Below are 16143 nucleotides of genomic sequence, written 5' to 3'. Positions count from 1 at the left end.
GGATGACGCGACAGTCCGTCAGTCAGGCGAGACGTCGGTGTCGGCGACGGGTGCGCCCGGAAGGGCGTCGTCCCGTGCGCCGGCGGCCCGCTCCCAGGCACGGAGCGGGGTTGCGCCGATCTCGCTGAGGCGAGCGGGGGCGCTGGCGGAACCTCCGGCCGAGGTGGCGGAGGAAGAGGCGGGGGCGGCCGGAGCGGACGGAGGAGCACCGAACGGCACCGGGGCGGTGTCACCGGCACCGGCGTCCGAGGAGTCGGGTGCGGAGACCGGACCTGCGACGGAAGCCACGGTACGGAGCACAGAGTCCTGGCCCGTGCTCGGCGAGGCCGACGGTGCGGGAGCAGGCTCGGGAAGCGTGGCGATGTCGTCGCGCACAGGGGGGACGCCCATGGGGACGGAGCCCTCCGGGGTCTGCGGTGCAGCCGGCTCTTGTGGCGTGAGCACCTCGACGACCGGCGGAACGGTCTCTTCGACGACGCCGCCGATCAGGCTGGTCGTGCCGTCGACGACACCGACGACGTTCTCGACCAGGTCGATGGCGCCGGAGTCCACGACGATGCCGCCGACCAGCGGAAGGCCGCCGACGAGGTCGAGCACGGGCGCGGTGATCTGCGAGACCGGTGCAGAGCCGAGCACGTCGGTCACGGGCTCGACGACCGTCTCGGTGGTCTCGGCGACCGCCTCGAGCACCGGAGCCGCAGTGTCTCCGACGACCGGGACCTGCGTCACCGTTTCGGTAACCGTCTCGACGACGGCGGGAGCCGCCTCCTGGACGGGAGCAACGGTGTGGGTCACGACCGGCGCGACGACCTCCTGCACGACGGGGGCCACGACCTCCTGGACCACCGGCGTCGCCACCTGCTTCACCACCGGAGCCACGACGTTGTTCACGACCGGCTTCGTCACGGCGGTGACCGTCTCCGACACGACGGAGGTGAGGCCGTCGAGCGGACCCTTCGGCTCCTCGGCCGCATGCGCGGAGCCCCCACCGGTGAGGACGGTCAGGGCCGCCCAGGCGAGCACGCCGACGCCACCCCAGAGGACGGCGTTGGGTACGCCGCGTCGGGTGGTCCGAGCGTCCACGTCGTCCTCCCCCTCCGAAGGTCTACGGGTGTGTCGATGGGAGGCACAATACTCGCGGACCCCCTCTCTGTCCAGGGGCGTTTACATCCGATTCGTCTCGTGTCAGATCGTGACGCGCCCGGCGGATTTCCGGCTTGACTTTCCCCAGGTTCTACACATGCCCCCTCCGGAGGGGAAACCTTCAACGCGCAATTTAAACTCGTTTTCATCCACAGGCTGGGGAAACGATTTATACCTGGTCAGTTTGCAGAAAAAACTTCGCTCTTCACACCGTCCACCGGGTTATCCACACCCGTTCTGCACAGACACTCCGAGATTGTCCGCACGCTGTCCACATGGTTATCCACAGGCCGTGTTGCACCGTGTGGAGACCGCTCATAGCGTGGTCGAGCGACCGAATGTCGGGGGCACCTGCTTGTCTGGGGATGGCCGCCGCGCGGCCGCGGTCCCCCGCACCGGCATCCGCGAATGCGCGCGCGGGGCCCGCCTCAGAACCGTCGCATCGAAGGGAACACAGTGTCGATCGCCGACATCTCCGCGGAGCGCCTGGGAGGGCAGCGTCCGCCCGAGCGCACCCCTCCGCACGACCTCCTCGCCGAGCAGAGCGCCCTGGGCGGCATGCTTCTGTCGAAGGACGCCGTCGCCGATGTGATCGAGACGCTCAAGGGCGCCGACTTCTACATCCCGAAGCACGAGCTCATCTTCGAGGCCATCCTCTCCCTCTACTCCCACGGTGAGCCGACCGACGTCGTCGCCGTCACCGACGAGCTCATCAAGACCGGTGAGCTGAACAAGGCGGGCGGCGCGGACTACCTGCACACCCTTACGTCGATCGTCCCGACCGCGGCCAACGCCGGCTACTACGCGGGCATCGTCTCCGAGCGAGCGATCCTCCGCCGCCTCGTCGACGCCGGGACGCGCATCGTCCAGCTCGGCTACGACGGCCAGGGCGACGCGACCGACATCGTCAACAACGCGCAGGCGGAGATCTACTCGGTCACCGGCTCGGAGACGGCCGAGGACTACGTACCGCTCACCGTCGCGGTCGATGCCGCCGTCGAGGAGATCGAGGCGGCCAACGGCCGCGACGGTTCCATGACCGGCATCCCCACCGGCTTCCGCGAGCTCGACGAGCTCACCAACGGCCTGCACGGCGGCCAGATGATCGTCGTCGCCGCGCGACCCGCGATGGGTAAGTCCACGCTCGCCCTCGACTTCGCCCGTGCGGCCTCGATCGGGCACGACTTCCCCTCGATCTTCTTCTCGCTCGAGATGGGCAAGAGCGAGATCGCGATGCGTCTGCTCAGCGCCGAGGGGGCGATCCCGCTGCAGAACATGCGCAAGGGAACGCTCGACCCGCGGGACTGGACGACGGTCGCCGCCACCCGCGGCCGCATCAACGACGCCCCGCTCTACATCGACGACAGCCCGAACATGACGCTCGTCGAGATCCGGGCGAAGTGCCGGCGGCTGAAGCAGCGGGCCGGTCTGCGGATGGTCATCATCGACTATCTCCAGCTCATGACATCCGGCAAGCGCGTCGAGTCCCGTCAGCAGGAGGTCTCGGAGTTCTCCCGAAGCCTCAAGCTCATCGCCAAGGAGCTGCAGGTGCCGGTCATCGCGCTGTCGCAGCTGAACCGTGGTCCCGAGCAGCGACAGGACAAGAAGCCCGCCATCAGCGACCTGCGAGAGTCCGGATCGATCGAGCAGGACGCCGACATGGTCATCCTCTTGCACCGCGACTCGGTCTACGACAAGGACGTCCGTCCCGGCGAGGCCGACCTCATCGTGGCCAAGCACCGTAACGGTCCGACCGCGACCATCACGGTCGCCTTCCAGGGGCACTACTCTCGGTTCGCCGACATGGCGCCGGGCGGCGACTTCACCTGAGCCGCGGCATCAGCGTCCCACGTCGGACGCCGACTCCTCGCGGAGGCTGAGCCGGACGTGGCAGGAGTGGGACGTCGTGAACGGGATAACGCGTTCGATCTCCACGGGGCCGCCCGCTCTCGCCAGCACCGACTTCATGAGTTCCTCGTGCACCCGGCAGACCACGGTCTGGTCATCGGTCAGCAGCGTGTGGAAGCGGCAGGGGGAGAGGTCGACGGTCATCGCCTTCTCGTCGATGTCCGGCTGCAGGCCCACGTCGTCGAGGTGGTGGAACAGCGCATCGAGCTGATGCGTCGCGGCCTCCGGGAGCCCGGATCGCGTCGCCGGGAGCACCGCGCGCATGAGGTCGCCGTGACGGATCGCCTCCTGGACCCGCCGCTCCTCGATCTCATTCGGCTCGCTCGGCAACACGGGGGAGAAGCGCAGCCGCGGCCGTCCGCGCCGACCGGTGTGCTCCACCTCGGACCGGGCGAGGCCCTCGCCTTCGAGCACGCGAAGGTGGTCGCGCAGCGTGTTCACGTGGAGGCCCATGCGGAGGGAGAGCTCGGCGAGGCCGATTCCCGGAGTGTCCATCAAGGCGGCGAGAACCCGCAGCCGGCTGCTCTGCATGAGCCCGCGGTAGGCGTCGGTAGGACGTGGCATGTTACCCATTATCCCCTGCGCGCCGAGCGAGGGGCCGATTTCCACGGCCAGGTCTGGCGACGGCGGCGACCGGTCCGGTTAGCCTGAGGCCATGACGGGTGGACGCACGGTGACCGCGCTGCGCCTGCTCCTGCCCGCATTCCTGCTCGGGGCGATCGTCGCGATCTCATTCCTGGAGGCGCCGTTGAAGTTCCTGGCTCCCGGAATCACGATCCCGCTGGGGCTCGGCATCGGTCGCCTCGTCTTCACCGCCCTCAATGTCCTCGCGGGAGCGGTGCTCCTCGTGTTGACCGCGGTCAGCATCCGCGCCAGGGCCGGACGTCCCTCGGCGCTGCTGCTCGGCGGGCTGTGGCTGGCGTTCCTCGTCGAGGTGATCGTCATCCGCCCGATCCTCAATCGGCGCAGCGATCTCGTCATCGCAGGGCAGGAGGCTCCGGGAACCGATGGCGCGCACTACGCCTACATCGTCGCGGACGTGACGATGGTCGTGCTGCTCGTGGCCCTTCTCGTGGTCACGGTGCGCGCTGTGCTGCCGCCGCGCGCGTCCTTGCCGACGACCGACGTCTAGGACGCGTCGGACGGTGTGGACTCCAGGATCCGCCGCGCGCTGTCGCGAGCGGTGACGAACGGTTCGGCGAAGGTCCCCATGCCGACGGTGACGATGGCCCCTTCATAGAGGAGCATGAGCGTCGCCGCGAGACGTTCCGGATCGCGGAAGCCCGCCTCATCGCAGAGCTCTGCGAACACCGCGAGCAGCCACTCCTTCTCGCGACGGGCCTCGGCGAGCACCAGCGGGGCATCCCCGGGGCCGTCGATCTCGGCACGCGCGTTGATGGCGCTGCATCCCTTGGTGCTGTTGTCGGGCACCCAGGCTAGGGCTGCGTCGAAGATCGCGAGCACACGGGCAGGCCCCGGCTCCGGCACCCGCGCGAGGTGGGCCGCGACGTGATCGCGCCAGCGGGCGTCCCGGTGCTGCAGGTACGACACGACGAGCGCTTCCTTCGATCCGAAGCGGTCGTACAGCGTCTTCTTCGTGACGCCGGCGGCCGCGGCGATGGTGTCGACTCCGATGGCGTGGATGCCGCGCTCGTAGAAGAGGTCGGAGGCGGCGTCGAGCACGCGGCGTGCTCCCGGGGTCAATGGGGGGAGTTCCGGGACGGGGATCGACATGCGCCGAGTATACCAACCTGTATAGTGGGTGGATGAGTAAACAGATCGGTATACTCGGGCGCCTCCTCACCGTCGGTGCCGCGGTGGCTTTCGTCCTCACGTGGAGCTCGGGATTCCTCATCCCCGCGGTCGCCACCACGGACGTCGACCCGCTGACGCTCCTGGTCTGGCGGTTCACGCCGCTCGCCGTCGTGCTCGTGGTCCTCGTCGCGGTGTCCGGTGCGGCGAGGGGGATGACCGGTCGCGAACTCGGCGTCCAGGCGCTCGTCGGATCGCTCGCCCAGTTCGGATACTGCGCCGCTGTGTACGCCGCCGTCGCCGCAGGCATCGCCACCGGCACCGTCGCGCTGATCGATGCCGTCCAGCCGCTGCTCGTCGCCGTGCTGGTCGGTCCGGTGCTAGGCCTCCGCGTACGCGGCGCTCAGGTCGCGGGGCTGGTGATCGGGGCGGTGGGGGTGCTGCTCGTCGTCCAGTCGCAGTTCGGCGCCGGCCGCGCGCCGCTCGTCGCCTACCTGCTTCCGGCGACGGCGATGGTCTGCCTCGTGATCGGCACGCTGGTGCAGCGGCGGACGGCCGTGCGCACGGGGGTGCTGCTGACCCTGACCATCCACGTGAGCGTGACCGCCGTGCTGCTCCTCGTCATCGGCGCGCTCGCCGGGGCACTCGTGCCGCCGGCTCGACCGTCGTTCTGGATCGCCGTGGTCCTGACCGCGGTCTTCCCTACGCTCGGCGCCTACGGACTGTACTGGTGGCTGCTGCGCCGGGTCGGCATCACCGCGCTGCAGGCCCTGCTCTTCCTCGTCGCCCCGGCGACCGCGATCGGCGGGGCGCTGCTGCTCGGCGAGCCCCTCACCGCGATCACGCTCGGCGGGTTCGCGCTGTGCGGGGCCGGGGTGACCGCCGTGCTCGTGAGCGAGGCGCGGAATCGGGGCCAGGAGGAGGACGGCTCCGCGGTGCCGAGTCAGGGCCGGACGCGCACCGCCCGGCCCTCGAAGGTCACCACATCGCCATCGCGGAGCTGACGCCCGCGGCGCCGGTCCACGTCGCCGTTCACGGTGACGTAGCCGTCGATGATGACCTCTTTCGCGTCGCCGCCCGAATCGAGCAGGCCCGCGAACTTGAGGAACTGCCCGAGGCGGATGACCTCGCCGCCGATGGAGACTTCGTCGATCGGATCGGAGTTCGTCATCCTTGCATGCTAGCCGTCGGGCCGACCGTCACTCGTCGATGTCGGTGCCCACGACCGCGAACGAGGCATCGAAGGAGATGTCGATCGAGCGGTTGTCCGTCGTCAGGACGGAGGCGTCGTAGGGGCTCACGTCGTCGGAGTCCACGTCGAGGTCGGTGATCATCCCCTCGGCCTCGGCGAGAGCGGCATCGACGAGCGTGCGGATGGTCTCCTCGTCGAGCGTGAGAGTCGGACCCTGGTCGTCGCCGTCCGCAGCGTCTGTCGACACCACGGTCGCGGCGAGCTCGTCGTCGACGCGCACCTCGGTCTCGTCCCCAGCGGACGTGGTGAGCTGCACCTCCCACGTCCCGTCGCGCTTCGCGTCGATCGAGGTGACCTCGCCCTCCGCGGCGTCCTGGGCGGCGGCGGCGATCGCGAGGAGCTCGTCGACGTCGTCGGTGCCGATGCCGGTCACCGGACCGCGGTCGCCCCGGTCTCCGCTCGGGCGCGCGTCGTCGTCGCCGCGGTGGTCTCCGCGCGGGCCGTGATCGCCCTCGTGTCGGGGGCCCTCCATGGCGGGACGGTCGTCGTCGTCACCGAACTCGTCGCCGATCGCGGCGCCCACTGCCACGCCTCCGCCGGCGAGCAGCACCGCGGCCGCGATCCCGCCGCCGATGAGGAGCGCGCGCTTGCGTCCGGGCTTGGTGGGGGTCGCTGCGGCGGCCGGTGCCTCCGGCGCGCCGTTCGGCGTCGCGGCAGGATCGGTGGTCGGCGCGACCGGCACCGTCGGGTCGTCGGCGTTCGCGTTCGTGCCGGGGCCGGCGGGGGAGCCCTGTCCTGCGGTGTGGTCCTGGCCCGCGTTCGGGACGGCGGATGCCGAGTCCGGTCCGGAGGCGCGGTTCTCGTCCGGCGTGGGGTTCTGGTCGGAAGCAGGAGTCTTGTCGTTCATGTCTCGATGGTCTCCCGACGCCGCTGAAGCCACCCTGAAGCCTCCTGAAGCCCCGTTCAGGAACCGATATCCCGGGCACGATTTCGGAGCTCGGCGACGACACGCCGTCCGGGAGGAGGTCATGGCCGGGGTGTCGTGGGCGATCTCCGAAGCTGTGCCCGGGGGCGGGGTCAGGAGAGAGGGCCGGCCGAGGGGAGGGTGACGGTGAAGCGGGCGCCGCCCCACCGGGAGGCGTCCACCGCGATCGCGCCGTGGGCGGCGGTGGCGATACCCTGGGCGATCGCGAGACCGAGCCCGCTGCCTCCCGCGTCGCGGCTGCGGGCCTCGTCGAGCCGGACGAAGCGCTCGAAGATGCGGTCCCGCTCCTCCGGCGGGATGCCGGCGCCGTCATCTTCGACCGTGAGGACGACGTGCGGCGGCCGTGACTCCACCCCGATCGCCACGCGGCCGTTGCTGTGCCGGGCGGCGTTGTCCGCGAGGTTCCGCAGCAGCTGGCCCAGCAGGCGGGGATCGCCGGCAGTGCGGGCCGCGCGGATGCCGGACCCGTCGACGTCGAGCCCGGCAGCCCGCAGCCGACGCACCTCCGCGAGGGCCAGGTCGTCCAGGTCGACCGGTTCGGTGCTCCCGGTGACACCCTCGTCGAGGCGGGCGAGGAGCAGCAGCGACTCCACGATGCCCTGCAGCCGCAGCCCCTCCTCGGCCACCACCTCGGCGAGCTCGTCGATGCTCGTCACCTCCGGGTGCGCCTGGGCGAGCTCCGCGTGCTGACGGATCGTCGCCAGGGGAGACCGCAGTTCGTGCGAGGCGTCGGAGACGAAGCGGCGCTGCGCGGTCGCCGCCGCGTCGAGCCGGTCGAGCATCCCGTTCATCGTCACGGCGAGGGAGTGGATCTCATCCGCCGTGTCGGGAACCGGCACCCGGTGATCGAGGCGCTCGGCGGTGATGCCCTCGACCTCCTGGCGGATGCGTGTGACCGGGCGCAGCGCGCGCCCCGTGACGAGCCAGGTCGTGACGGCCACGAGCAGCAGCAGCGCGGGGACGGCGATCACGAGCAGCGTCGCCACGGTGGCCAGGGTCTCCGCGTCCTCGTCCATCGGCACCGCGAGGACGAGGGTCTGGTCGCCCTCGACGTCGTCGGACACCACGACCATGGGTTCCCCGTCGATGCGGACCACCTGCGGATCGTCGTCCACGGGCAGCGGGGTGGCGCCGAGCGCATCGGCAGCCTCCTCGCTGGACGCCCGCACCGATCCGTCTCGTCCGAGCAGCTGCACGAGGTCGTCGTCGAGCTGGTCGGGGCCACGCCGGCCCGGACCGTCGAACCGGCTGACGAGCTCCTCCAGCCGCTGCTCCGCCGCGCGTTCGGTGCTGCCGTGGATGCTCGCGCTCAGCACCCCGTAGAAGGAGAAGGCACCGAGGAGCAGCGCGACCGCGACGACCAGGGTGGCACCCAGGGTCGTCCGGCCGCGGACCGACCGCCAGAGCCGCCTAGCCACCGTTCGCCGCCAGCCGGTAGCCCGCACCGCGGATGGTCTCGATCGCCTCGCGCCCGAACGGCTTGTCGACCTTGCGGCGGAGGTGGCCGACGTAGACCTCGACGATGTTCGGGTCGCCGTCGAAGTCGTCGTCCCAGACGCCGGCCAGCAGGTCGCGCTTCGACAGCACCTGCCCCCGGTGCCGCATCAGGTGCTCGAGCACAGCGAACTCGCGCGCCGTCAGGGTGATCGGGGCCTCGCCGCGCCAGACGTGGTGTCCCGCGGGATCCAGTCGCAGGTCGCCGGCCTCGAGGATCGTCGGTCGCGCCACGGCGCCGCGCCGCACGAGTGCCCGGAGTCGGGCCACGAGGATCGCGAACGAGAAGGGCTTGGTGACGTAGTCGTCGGCGCCGCTCTCCAGCGCCTCCACCTGATCCCACTCGCCGTCCTTGGCGGTGAGCATCAGCACGGGGGTCCAGTTCTCCTCGGCGCGCAGGGCCTCGCAGACCTTCCACCCGCTCATGCCGGGCATCATCAGGTCGAGCACGATGGCGTCGTACCGGGTCTCGCGGGCCCGCCACAGGCCGTCGACGCCGTTGTGGGCGACGTCGACCGCGAAGCCCTCCGCCTCGAGTCCGCGGCGCACGCCTTCGGCCAGACGCACCTCGTCGTCCACCACCAGGATCCGCATCCCCCCAGTGTGGCGGGTCGACGCTGAATCGGGGCTGAAGCCGTCGGGCCGCTTTCGAATCGCGCAACTGGTTCCATCTGCGGCTCAGATACAGCCAGTTGCGCGATTCGAAGAGGGACTCAATCGACGGCGGACGAGAGGTGTGCCTGCAGGTCGCGGATCACCTCGCCGAGGGGGCCGGAGGAGAGGAGCCCGGGGCCGAGCGGGCCGGCGGGGTCGGTGCCCAGGGGCGGGAGGGTGCGCAGGGCCGCAGCGGCCTCGGGGGAGAGGTGCGCGAGTTGCCAGCGCACCTCTGCGACGCGGACGTCGGGGGCGTCCGGGTGTGCCAGCTCGACAGCTCGCGCGGCGTAGGCGGCTGCCCCGAGAGCATGCGCACCCATGTGCGCGACCCCGGCGGCCTGTGCCGCGGAGCGAGCGGCCGCGGTGCCGGCAGGTGTCACGGCGCTGCGGGCAGCCCTGCCCGCGACGAAGCGACGACGGATCTCGCCCGCAGCCGCGAGCTCGCCACGGGCGAAGGCGCGCGTCCTGGCGATGGCATCACGCGCACGGTCGTCGTCCGGGGCCTCCCTCTCGAACAGCGGCAGCACGCGGTCGGCGCAGTCGGCCGCCCACACCGCGACGATCCGACGGTCGGACTCGGTCATGCCCTGAGAAGTCGACACGGGACTCATCGCGCCCGTCGTCCGGTGCGCGCACGTGCCGCCTCGTGCGCCTCGCGGAGAAGGGCGAGCACGGCACCCTCCGTCGCCTCTGCGGGGTCGATGACGCACACCCAGCCGGCGGTGCCGTACAGGGGGTGAGGGCGGAAGACGTCGACCGCCGTCGGGTCGGTGTCGTCGCCTGTGAGAGACGCCGCCGCGACGATCGACTCCGCGCGCTCGCGTCCGACGTGGATGTTCACCCGGAAGCGCCCTGGAGCGTCCAGCGCGGAGGACGTGTCGTCGGGATAGTCCTTCGTGATGATCGTCCCGTACGGCTGAGTGCGCTCGGGCATGCGGCCGTCGGGCGCGTGGTAGAAGTACGCGTCTCCCCATGACAGTTCGGGGAAGTCGCTGCCCGCCTCCGGGGCGATGACGAGCACGCCGTCGAACGAACGGACCTCTGCGATGATCTCCTGCATTTGCATCCTTCAATGCTGAGGCTGACGTGCTTATGTGGACTCAAGGACCGGAAAGACGAGGAGGAGTGTGCAGAACCCTCAAGAGCAGGTGATGACGACGGCGGCGCTCGGCCGGCTGGTCGACTACTCGACGCAGCAGGTGCGCGACCTCGAGCGCCTCGGCGTCCTCCCCGCCGCGGAGCGCGGCGCGAACGGGTACCGGCGGTATCGGACGCCGCATGCCCTGGCGCTGCGTGCCTATCGCGCGTTGGCGGCGGCGCTCGGTCCGGTGCCCGCGCGTCGACTGATGCCCGCTCTCATCGGCGGATCGGTCGAGCACGCGGCGGAGCGGATCGACGCCCTGCACGCGGACATCGCCCTCGATCGCTCACGGGTGCGCGCGGCCCTGCGCGGACTCGAGGACGCCGTGGCGGAGGCCGACGATCCGTTCGTCGAGGACGATGCGATGGCCATCGGCGAACTCGCCCAGGCGCTCGGCGTCCGTTCCTCCGCACTTCGGCACTGGGAGCGAGAAGGGCTCGTGCGCCCCCTTCGTCGCGCGGGATCGGTCCGCTCCTATGACTCCCTCGCGATCACCGAGGCGCGGATCGCCGCCGCCCTGCGCTCGGGCGGCTACGGCATCCCCGCGGTATCCCGGATCATCGAAGAGGTGCGAGCGCATGGTGACACCGAAGACGTGCAGCGCATCCTCGCGGAGCGGCTGGCTGACCTCACGCGCCGTAGCGTGGCGCTTCTCGCGGCGGCAGGTCACCTGCACGCCCTGCTCACGGAACGCCTCGCGGAGGAGGGATCCTCGCTCACGCCCCCGCCGGGATCTGCGCCAGGACCTCGGGGATCAGCGGATTCTCGTCGAGGGGGTCGGTGATGACCGCGGCGACCGCCTCGAACGGCAGCACCGGGTAGCGCGAGGCGGCGCCGATCTTCTCGTCGCTCGCGAGCACGATCGTCGCGGCACATCGGGAGGCGATCGCCCGCTTGGTGACGGCATCGTCGAGCTCGCCCGTCGTGAGGCCGTGACGCGGGTCGACACCCGTGACCCCGACGAAGAACACGTCGGCAGCGAGGTGCTGGATCGCCTCCATCGCGAGTCCCCCTCCGGCGACGAGAGAGTGCCGGGCGAGCTCGCCGCCGATCATGATCACGCGCGCATCCGAGTGCTCGGCGACGGCCAGGGCGACGGCGGGACTCGGGGTGATGACCGTGACGCCGGTGCCGGAGGGCAGCAGTCGCGCCATCGCGAGCGTGGTGGTTCCGGCATCCAGCACGATCGTCGATCCGGGGCGGATGGTCGTGACCGCCTGGCGGGCGACCCGCTCCTTGCTCTCGGTCGCCAGGTCGTGGCGCTCCCGCACCGGGCGATCGGCCGCGGCGATGGGCAGCGCGCCGCCGTACACGCGCTGGAGCCTGCCCTCCTCGGCGAGCTCGCGGAGGTCGCGGCGGATGGCGTCTTCCGATACTCCGAGGTCATCGGCCGCAGCCTTCGCCACGACCCGTCCCTCGCGGGCGAGTACGGCGAGCAGGTGGTCTTTGCGCTGAGCAGCGAGCATACGTTTCCTCACGAAGCTGCACGTTTATGCATGATTCAGACTACAGTCATCTCCATGATGAAGCCACTCCTGATCCTGATCGCCGGCCCCTACCGTTCCGGCACCAACGGCGACGCCGCCCTGATCGCCCGCAATCTCGCGCGTCTGGAGGAGGCGTCCGGTCCGATCTTCCGCCTCGGCCACGTGCCGATGATCGGGGAATGGGCCGCTCTGCCCATCCTCCGCACCCTCGACGCGGCCGAAGTGGAGACCGGCGACGTGATGTACGAGACCGCGCACCGCCTCCTCCAGCACTGCGATGCGGTGCTGCGCCTTCCGGGGGCTTCGACGGGCGCGGACCAGGATGTCGCCATCGCCCACGAGCGCGGACTGCCTGTCTACCGGTCGCTGGAGGAGATCCCGGCCGCCGCGACTCCGTAGGCTGGAGGCATGACCAAGAACATCTGGACCGTCCTCGGCGTCATCCTCGCCGTCGTGATCGCGTGGTGGATCGTCAGCGCGCTGTTCTCGGTGCTCTGGTTCATCGCGAAGCTCGCCATCGTCGCGGTCGTCGCCGTGGTGGTCTTCCTCGTGCTGCGGAGCCTCTTCACCCGCGACGCCGACTGATCGGCCTTCGAATCGCCCACATTGCGCCACACCGGCCGGATTTGCAGCACAGCGGGCGATTCGAACGGGGTCAGAGGCGGTACTGGGCGGCGCGGTGCGTGGGCTGGACCCGGTCGCCGCGGCCGTGCAGCTTGTGGCGGAGCGTGCCGGGCACGTACTCCTCGGGGTAGGCGCCGCGCTCGCGCAGCACCGGGATGACGTGCTCGATGACGTCCTGCCAGGTGCCGGGGGTGACGGCGTACGCGAGGTTGAAGCCGTCGATGTCGGTCTCCTCGACCCACGACTGCAGCTCGTCGGCGATCTCGACCCCCGAGCCGACGATCGTGGGGCCGAGCCCGCCGATCGCGTTGTGGCGGCCGAAGTCGCCCACCGTCCACTCGCGACCGAGGTCGGCCTCCTCCTTCAGGTGCTGCAGCACCGACTGGATCGCGTTCGACTCGACGTTCCCCACCGGCTCGTCCTCGGCGTACTGCGACAGGTCGACGCCCATCCACCCCGACATGAAGGTGAGCGCCCCCTCCGGGCTCGCGTAGGAGAGGTACTCGGCGTGCTTCGAGGCCGCCTCCTCGCTCGTCGCGGCGGTGATGACAGTGAGCAGGGTGTAGATCCGGGCGTCGTACCGGTCGCGCCCCGCCGCCTCGAGAGCGTCGCGGATGCGCTTCACGGTGCCGGCGAGCACCTCCTTCGACGGCGCCGCGACGAAGATGGCCTCGGCGTTCTCCGCCGCGAACCGCACTCCGCGCGGGCTGGCGCCGGCCTGGTAGATCACCGGAGTGCGCTGCGGCGACGGCTCCGAGATGTGGATGCCGGGCACGGAGAAGTGCTTCCCCTCGTGCCGGATCGGGTGCACCTTCGACGGGTCTGTGAAGATGCCGCGCTCGCGGTCCTCCACCACCGCGTCGTCCTCCCACGACCCCTCCCAGAGCTTGTAGAGCACCTCGACGTACTCGTCCGCGTGGTCGTAGCGGTCGTCATGCGCGAGCTGGTCCTCCTGGCCCATGTTCCGGGCGGCGCTGGGCAGATAGCCGGTCACGACGTTCCAGCCGACGCGGCCCTGGGTGAGGTGATCGAGCGTGCTGAGTCGTCGAGCGAACGGGTAGGGGTGCTCGAACGCGGTGCCGGCCGTGACGCCGAAGCCGAGATGCTCGGTCACCGCGGCCATCGCGCTGACCAGGAGGATCGGGTCGTTCACCGGCACCTGGGCGCCGTTGCGGATGGCGGCCTCGTTCGTGCCGCCGTAGACATCGTAGGTGCCCAGGACGTCGGCGATGAAGATGCCGTCGAAGGTCGCGCTTTCCAGCAGCTTCGCCAGGTCGGTCCAGTACGAGATCGTGTTGTACTGGCGCGACCGGTCGTCGGGATGCCGCCACAGGCCGGACGACTGATGGGCGACGCAGTTCATGTCGAAGGCGTTGAAACGGATCTGCCGGGTCATGCCCCCATGAAACGGGACCGGGCGGCATCGGGGCGAGCGACGGCGACACGCACCGAAACAATCGCGACGCCGGTCAGGCCTCGTCGTCCGGACGGCGGGGGCTCGGGTCGGGCGGGAGGATCTCGATCGGACGGGCAGCCTGCCGTTGCGCCCGCCACCAGATCACGAACCCGATCGCGGTGAAGACGCCGTAGAACACGTACATGAGGCCGGTCGCGTAGTAGCCGGAGCTGAACAGCAGCGGCACCCCCACCACGTCCACGGCGATCCAGATGAGCCAGAACTCGGTCCAGCCCTTGGCCATGCCGTACGTCGCGAGCAGTGACCCGACGAAGGTCCAGGCGTCGGCCCAGACCGGTTCCCACGAACCGAGGGCGCGGAACAGGGGGGTGAGCGCCACGGTTCCGACGACGAGGACCACGACCAGACCGACGCGGGCACCGGTCGGCGCCCACCGCGGCACGATGCGACCGCCGTCGGCATTCCGCCAGCGGATCCAGCCGTAGATCGCGACGGCGATGAACATGATCTGCCGCCCGGCCTGACCGAGGAGATGCGGGAGCGACGGGTCGGGGCTCAGCGCGGAACCGAGGAACACCGTCAGCAGCAGGACGTTGCCGACGATGCCGACCGGCCACGCCCAGACCTTGCGCCGCATGCCCCCGAGGGCGCTCGCGAGTCCGAACGCGTTCCCGACGACCTCACGCACCAGGAGGGTCTGGCCTCCCGGCAGCACCCAGGACGAGGAGAAGGCGTCGACGAGCCACTGCAGGAAGCCCATCGCTAGAGCGCCGCGTGGGGGGTGGGGCGGTCGTCGAGCACGAGCTGCAGCATGCTGAGGTCGAGCCAGCGGCCGAACTTCGCACCGACCTGCGGCATGCGGCCCACCTCCCGGAACCCGAGGCGCTCGTGCAGGGCGATGGAGGCGGTGTTGCCGCTCTCCACCCCGCCGATCATCACGTGCATCCCGGCTGCCCGAGCCCGGGCGATGAGCTCAGTCATGAGGAGCGTGCCGATGCCGCGCCCGCGCTGATCGCCGCGCACGTAGACGGAGTGCTCGACGGTCAGGCGGTAGCCGCTGTGCGGGCGCCACTGGGCGTAGGACGCATAGCCCACGACCCCGCTGTCGTCGGCGGCGACGATCACGGGGTAGCCGCGCGCGGTCCGGTCGGCGAGCCAGGCTTCCCGGTCGGCGCGATCCACCGCCTCCTCGTTCCAGATCGCGGTCGTGTGCAGGACGGCGTGGTTGTGGATCTCGGTGATCGTGTCGAGGTCGTCGCTCTCGGCGGCCCTGAGGTGCACGGCGGTCATCGTCAGACGTGGATGTCGGCGGGGGAGGCCTCGCCCTCGTGGAAGCTCGGCTTCTTGCCGAAGACCTTCGCGATGCCGAGGACGGCGCCGACGATCACGAGACCCCAGATGAGACCGGCGATGGCGGAGATGATGGTGTCGACCACCCAGACCACGAAGCCGCCGAGGGGCTCCAGCGCGTGCTCGACCGCATGGAGCACGTCGGCCGGCGCGTGCAGCCCGACCTCGCCGAGGTTGATGAGGACGAGGTGCCCGCCGACCCAGAGCATCGCGACGGTGCCGAGCACGCTGATGAAGCGGAAGACCGCGGGCATCGACCGGACGATACGCGTGCCGGTGTGCCGCACGCGCTGCACGGGGTTCTTCGCCATCTTCAGGCCGATGTCGTCGATCTTCACCAGGAGCGCCACGGCGCCGTACACCGCGACGGTCATGACCAGCGCGATCACCGCGAGGATCGCCAGGGTGGACCAGATGCCGAGTCCCTTGTCGAGGCTGGCGAGGGAGATGAGCATGATCTCGGTCGAGAGGATGAGGTCGGTGCGGACGGCGCCGAGCACGAGCTTCCTCTCGTCGCGGGCGCCCTCGTCCGCGTGACCGTGCTGCACCCCGAACCACTCGAGCACCTTCTCCGCCCCCTCGAAGCACAGGTACGAGCCGCCGAGGATCAGCAGATAGGGCAGTACCCATGGCGCGAAGGCGGTGAGCAGCAGCGCGATGGGGATGATGATGACGAACTTGTTCACCAGCGACCCGAGGGCGATCTTGCCGACCACGGGGAGTTCGCGGGCCGGCGTGATGCCCTGCACGTACTGCGGCGTCACGGCGGCGTCGTCGATGACGACTCCCGCAGCCTTCGCCGACGCCTTCATCGCGGCGCTCAGGATGTCGTCGACGACGGCGAGCAGTCCAACGGACATGGCAGTTCCCCTCGGGTGGTGTGTGGTGCGGAGGCAACTCTATCGAGTGGGAAAACTCCCAGCCCGCTCCCAGCCCCGCGGGACCAAAAGCCGCGCCCGCGTGGTTCTCCTCTATGACGCCGCAGCCAGCGGCGTC

At 70.4% G+C, this 16143-nt stretch carries 20 protein-coding genes; 6 read left to right on the top strand and 14 right to left on the bottom strand.

Annotation, left to right across the window (positions count from 1 at the left end; genetic code table 11):
* Nucleotides 1-18: 18 nt before the first annotated feature.
* Nucleotides 19-1083 (bottom strand): hypothetical protein, encoded by a 1065-nt coding sequence (locus MICNX66_RS16295; protein WP_187662740.1) that lies wholly within the window; start codon nucleotides 1081-1083, stop codon nucleotides 19-21.
* 516 nt (nucleotides 1084-1599) lie between these two features.
* On the opposite strand from MICNX66_RS16295, the gene dnaB reads away from it, so the two are divergent.
* Nucleotides 1600-2973 carry a replicative DNA helicase gene (gene dnaB / locus MICNX66_RS16290; protein ID WP_187662739.1) on the top strand — a complete coding sequence of 458 codons (1374 nt, stop codon included), beginning with the start codon at nucleotides 1600-1602 and terminating at the stop codon, nucleotides 2971-2973.
* A 9-nt stretch (nucleotides 2974-2982) separates the two neighbouring features.
* On the opposite strand, the gene MICNX66_RS16285 is transcribed toward dnaB, so the two are convergent.
* Complete coding sequence (locus tag MICNX66_RS16285; protein ID WP_187662738.1) at nucleotides 2983-3615, bottom strand: winged helix-turn-helix transcriptional regulator; 633 nt, start codon at nucleotides 3613-3615, stop codon at nucleotides 2983-2985.
* Nucleotides 3616-3706: 91 nt separating this feature from the next.
* Between MICNX66_RS16285 and MICNX66_RS16280 the strand changes: the two genes are divergently transcribed.
* Entirely contained in the window at nucleotides 3707-4183 is a 477-nt protein-coding gene (locus MICNX66_RS16280; protein ID WP_187662737.1) for a hypothetical protein, read from the top strand.
* On the opposite strand, the gene MICNX66_RS16275 is transcribed toward MICNX66_RS16280, so the two are convergent.
* Nucleotides 4180-4785: a TetR/AcrR family transcriptional regulator gene (locus MICNX66_RS16275; RefSeq protein ID WP_187662736.1), complete on the bottom strand. Its 606-nt coding sequence runs from the start codon at nucleotides 4783-4785 to the stop codon at nucleotides 4180-4182. The genes MICNX66_RS16280 and MICNX66_RS16275 overlap by 4 nt on opposite strands.
* A gap of 32 nt (nucleotides 4786-4817) precedes the next feature.
* Here MICNX66_RS16275 and MICNX66_RS16270 point away from each other — a divergent pair, with 32 nt between their 5' ends.
* Nucleotides 4818-5807, top strand: a complete 990-nt coding sequence (locus tag MICNX66_RS16270) for a DMT family transporter (protein WP_187662735.1) — start codon at nucleotides 4818-4820, stop codon at nucleotides 5805-5807.
* On the opposite strand, the gene MICNX66_RS16265 is transcribed toward MICNX66_RS16270, so the two are convergent.
* The 6 genes from MICNX66_RS16265 to MICNX66_RS16240 all read right to left on the bottom strand — a co-directional run bounded on the left by MICNX66_RS16265 (nucleotide 5747) and on the right by MICNX66_RS16240 (nucleotide 10188).
* The gene (locus tag MICNX66_RS16265; RefSeq protein WP_187662734.1) at nucleotides 5747-5974 is read right to left on the bottom strand and encodes an RNA-binding S4 domain-containing protein; all 228 of its coding nucleotides are present in this window, start codon (nucleotides 5972-5974) and stop codon (nucleotides 5747-5749) included. The two genes, MICNX66_RS16270 and MICNX66_RS16265, sit on opposite strands and share 61 nt — an antisense overlap.
* 28 nt (nucleotides 5975-6002) lie before the next feature.
* Nucleotides 6003-6902, bottom strand: coding sequence for a hypothetical protein (locus tag MICNX66_RS16260; RefSeq protein WP_232089130.1), 900 nt, complete (start codon nucleotides 6900-6902; stop codon nucleotides 6003-6005).
* Between the two features lie 170 nt (nucleotides 6903-7072).
* A complete protein-coding gene (locus tag MICNX66_RS16255) occupies nucleotides 7073-8398 on the bottom strand; it encodes a sensor histidine kinase (RefSeq protein WP_187662733.1) in 1326 nt (441 codons plus the stop codon).
* Complete coding sequence (locus tag MICNX66_RS16250; protein ID WP_187662732.1) at nucleotides 8391-9068, bottom strand: response regulator transcription factor; 678 nt, start codon at nucleotides 9066-9068, stop codon at nucleotides 8391-8393. Before MICNX66_RS16250 ends, MICNX66_RS16255 begins: the two co-directional genes overlap by 8 nt.
* 119 nt (nucleotides 9069-9187) lie before the next feature.
* A complete protein-coding gene (locus tag MICNX66_RS16245) occupies nucleotides 9188-9712 on the bottom strand; it encodes a putative immunity protein (protein WP_232089129.1) in 525 nt (174 codons plus the stop codon).
* A gap of 23 nt (nucleotides 9713-9735) precedes the next feature.
* Entirely contained in the window at nucleotides 9736-10188 is a 453-nt protein-coding gene (locus tag MICNX66_RS16240) for a DUF6194 family protein (protein ID WP_232089128.1), read from the bottom strand.
* Between the two features lie 67 nt (nucleotides 10189-10255).
* On the opposite strand from MICNX66_RS16240, the gene MICNX66_RS16235 reads away from it, so the two are divergent.
* Complete coding sequence (locus MICNX66_RS16235) at nucleotides 10256-11053, top strand: MerR family transcriptional regulator (protein ID WP_232089127.1); 798 nt, start codon at nucleotides 10256-10258, stop codon at nucleotides 11051-11053.
* Here the strand turns inward: MICNX66_RS16235 and MICNX66_RS16230 are convergent.
* Nucleotides 10986-11735, bottom strand: a complete 750-nt coding sequence (locus tag MICNX66_RS16230; protein ID WP_187662729.1) for a DeoR/GlpR family DNA-binding transcription regulator — start codon at nucleotides 11733-11735, stop codon at nucleotides 10986-10988. The two genes, MICNX66_RS16235 and MICNX66_RS16230, sit on opposite strands and share 68 nt — an antisense overlap.
* Before the next feature lie 54 nt (nucleotides 11736-11789).
* Here MICNX66_RS16230 and MICNX66_RS16225 point away from each other — a divergent pair, with 54 nt between their 5' ends.
* Nucleotides 11790-12155 carry a DUF4406 domain-containing protein gene (locus tag MICNX66_RS16225; RefSeq protein WP_187662728.1) on the top strand — a complete coding sequence of 122 codons (366 nt, stop codon included), beginning with the start codon at nucleotides 11790-11792 and terminating at the stop codon, nucleotides 12153-12155.
* Between the two features lie 9 nt (nucleotides 12156-12164).
* Complete coding sequence (locus MICNX66_RS16220; RefSeq protein ID WP_025102796.1) at nucleotides 12165-12341, top strand: hypothetical protein; 177 nt, start codon at nucleotides 12165-12167, stop codon at nucleotides 12339-12341.
* A gap of 70 nt (nucleotides 12342-12411) precedes the next feature.
* On the opposite strand, the gene MICNX66_RS16215 is transcribed toward MICNX66_RS16220, so the two are convergent.
* The 4 genes from MICNX66_RS16215 to MICNX66_RS16200 form a co-directional block, all read right to left on the bottom strand.
* Nucleotides 12412-13776: an LLM class flavin-dependent oxidoreductase gene (locus tag MICNX66_RS16215; protein ID WP_187662727.1), complete on the bottom strand. Its 1365-nt coding sequence runs from the start codon at nucleotides 13774-13776 to the stop codon at nucleotides 12412-12414.
* Between the two features lie 73 nt (nucleotides 13777-13849).
* Complete coding sequence (pnuC, locus tag MICNX66_RS16210; RefSeq protein ID WP_187662726.1) at nucleotides 13850-14557, bottom strand: nicotinamide riboside transporter PnuC; 708 nt, start codon at nucleotides 14555-14557, stop codon at nucleotides 13850-13852.
* A gap of 2 nt (nucleotides 14558-14559) precedes the next feature.
* Complete coding sequence (locus tag MICNX66_RS16205) at nucleotides 14560-15087, bottom strand: GNAT family N-acetyltransferase (RefSeq protein WP_187662725.1); 528 nt, start codon at nucleotides 15085-15087, stop codon at nucleotides 14560-14562.
* Nucleotides 15088-15089: 2 nt separating this feature from the next.
* The gene (locus tag MICNX66_RS16200) at nucleotides 15090-16007 is read right to left on the bottom strand and encodes a DUF808 domain-containing protein (RefSeq protein ID WP_187662724.1); all 918 of its coding nucleotides are present in this window, start codon (nucleotides 16005-16007) and stop codon (nucleotides 15090-15092) included.
* Between the last annotated feature and the right edge of the window lie 136 nt (nucleotides 16008-16143).

The organism is Microbacterium sp. Nx66, assembly GCF_904066215.1.
GTDB classification, from domain to species: Bacteria; Actinomycetota; Actinomycetes; order Actinomycetales; family Microbacteriaceae; genus Microbacterium; species Microbacterium meiriae.
The sequence above is the reverse complement of the archived record's forward strand: the minus strand, read 5'-3'. Positions and strand labels throughout refer to the sequence as shown.

What these genes read in the sequence shown, in the direction of transcription:
- MICNX66_RS16285 (WP_187662738.1), bottom strand. Translation starts at nt 3,615, where the DNA reads ATGCCACGTCCTACCGACGCCTACCGCGGGCTCATGCAGAGCAGCCGG.
- MICNX66_RS16280 (WP_187662737.1), top strand. Translation starts at nt 3,707, where the DNA reads ATGACGGGTGGACGCACGGTGACCGCGCTGCGCCTGCTCCTGCCCGCA.
- MICNX66_RS16275 (WP_187662736.1), bottom strand. Translation starts at nt 4,785, where the DNA reads ATGTCGATCCCCGTCCCGGAACTCCCCCCATTGACCCCGGGAGCACGC.
- MICNX66_RS16270 (WP_187662735.1), top strand. Translation starts at nt 4,818, where the DNA reads ATGAGTAAACAGATCGGTATACTCGGGCGCCTCCTCACCGTCGGTGCC.
- MICNX66_RS16265 (WP_187662734.1), bottom strand. Translation starts at nt 5,974, where the DNA reads ATGACGAACTCCGATCCGATCGACGAAGTCTCCATCGGCGGCGAGGTC.
- MICNX66_RS16260 (WP_232089130.1), bottom strand. Translation starts at nt 6,902, where the DNA reads ATGAACGACAAGACTCCTGCTTCCGACCAGAACCCCACGCCGGACGAG.
- MICNX66_RS16250 (WP_187662732.1), bottom strand. Translation starts at nt 9,068, where the DNA reads ATGCGGATCCTGGTGGTGGACGACGAGGTGCGTCTGGCCGAAGGCGTG.
- MICNX66_RS16245 (WP_232089129.1), bottom strand. Translation starts at nt 9,712, where the DNA reads ATGACCGAGTCCGACCGTCGGATCGTCGCGGTGTGGGCGGCCGACTGC.
- MICNX66_RS16240 (WP_232089128.1), bottom strand. Translation starts at nt 10,188, where the DNA reads ATGCAGGAGATCATCGCAGAGGTCCGTTCGTTCGACGGCGTGCTCGTC.
- MICNX66_RS16230 (WP_187662729.1), bottom strand. Translation starts at nt 11,735, where the DNA reads ATGCTCGCTGCTCAGCGCAAAGACCACCTGCTCGCCGTACTCGCCCGC.
- MICNX66_RS16225 (WP_187662728.1), top strand. Translation starts at nt 11,790, where the DNA reads ATGATGAAGCCACTCCTGATCCTGATCGCCGGCCCCTACCGTTCCGGC.
- MICNX66_RS16220 (WP_025102796.1), top strand. Translation starts at nt 12,165, where the DNA reads ATGACCAAGAACATCTGGACCGTCCTCGGCGTCATCCTCGCCGTCGTG.
- MICNX66_RS16215 (WP_187662727.1), bottom strand. Translation starts at nt 13,776, where the DNA reads ATGACCCGGCAGATCCGTTTCAACGCCTTCGACATGAACTGCGTCGCC.
- pnuC (WP_187662726.1), bottom strand. Translation starts at nt 14,557, where the DNA reads ATGGGCTTCCTGCAGTGGCTCGTCGACGCCTTCTCCTCGTCCTGGGTG.
- MICNX66_RS16205 (WP_187662725.1), bottom strand. Translation starts at nt 15,087, where the DNA reads ATGACCGCCGTGCACCTCAGGGCCGCCGAGAGCGACGACCTCGACACG.
- MICNX66_RS16200 (WP_187662724.1), bottom strand. Translation starts at nt 16,007, where the DNA reads ATGTCCGTTGGACTGCTCGCCGTCGTCGACGACATCCTGAGCGCCGCG.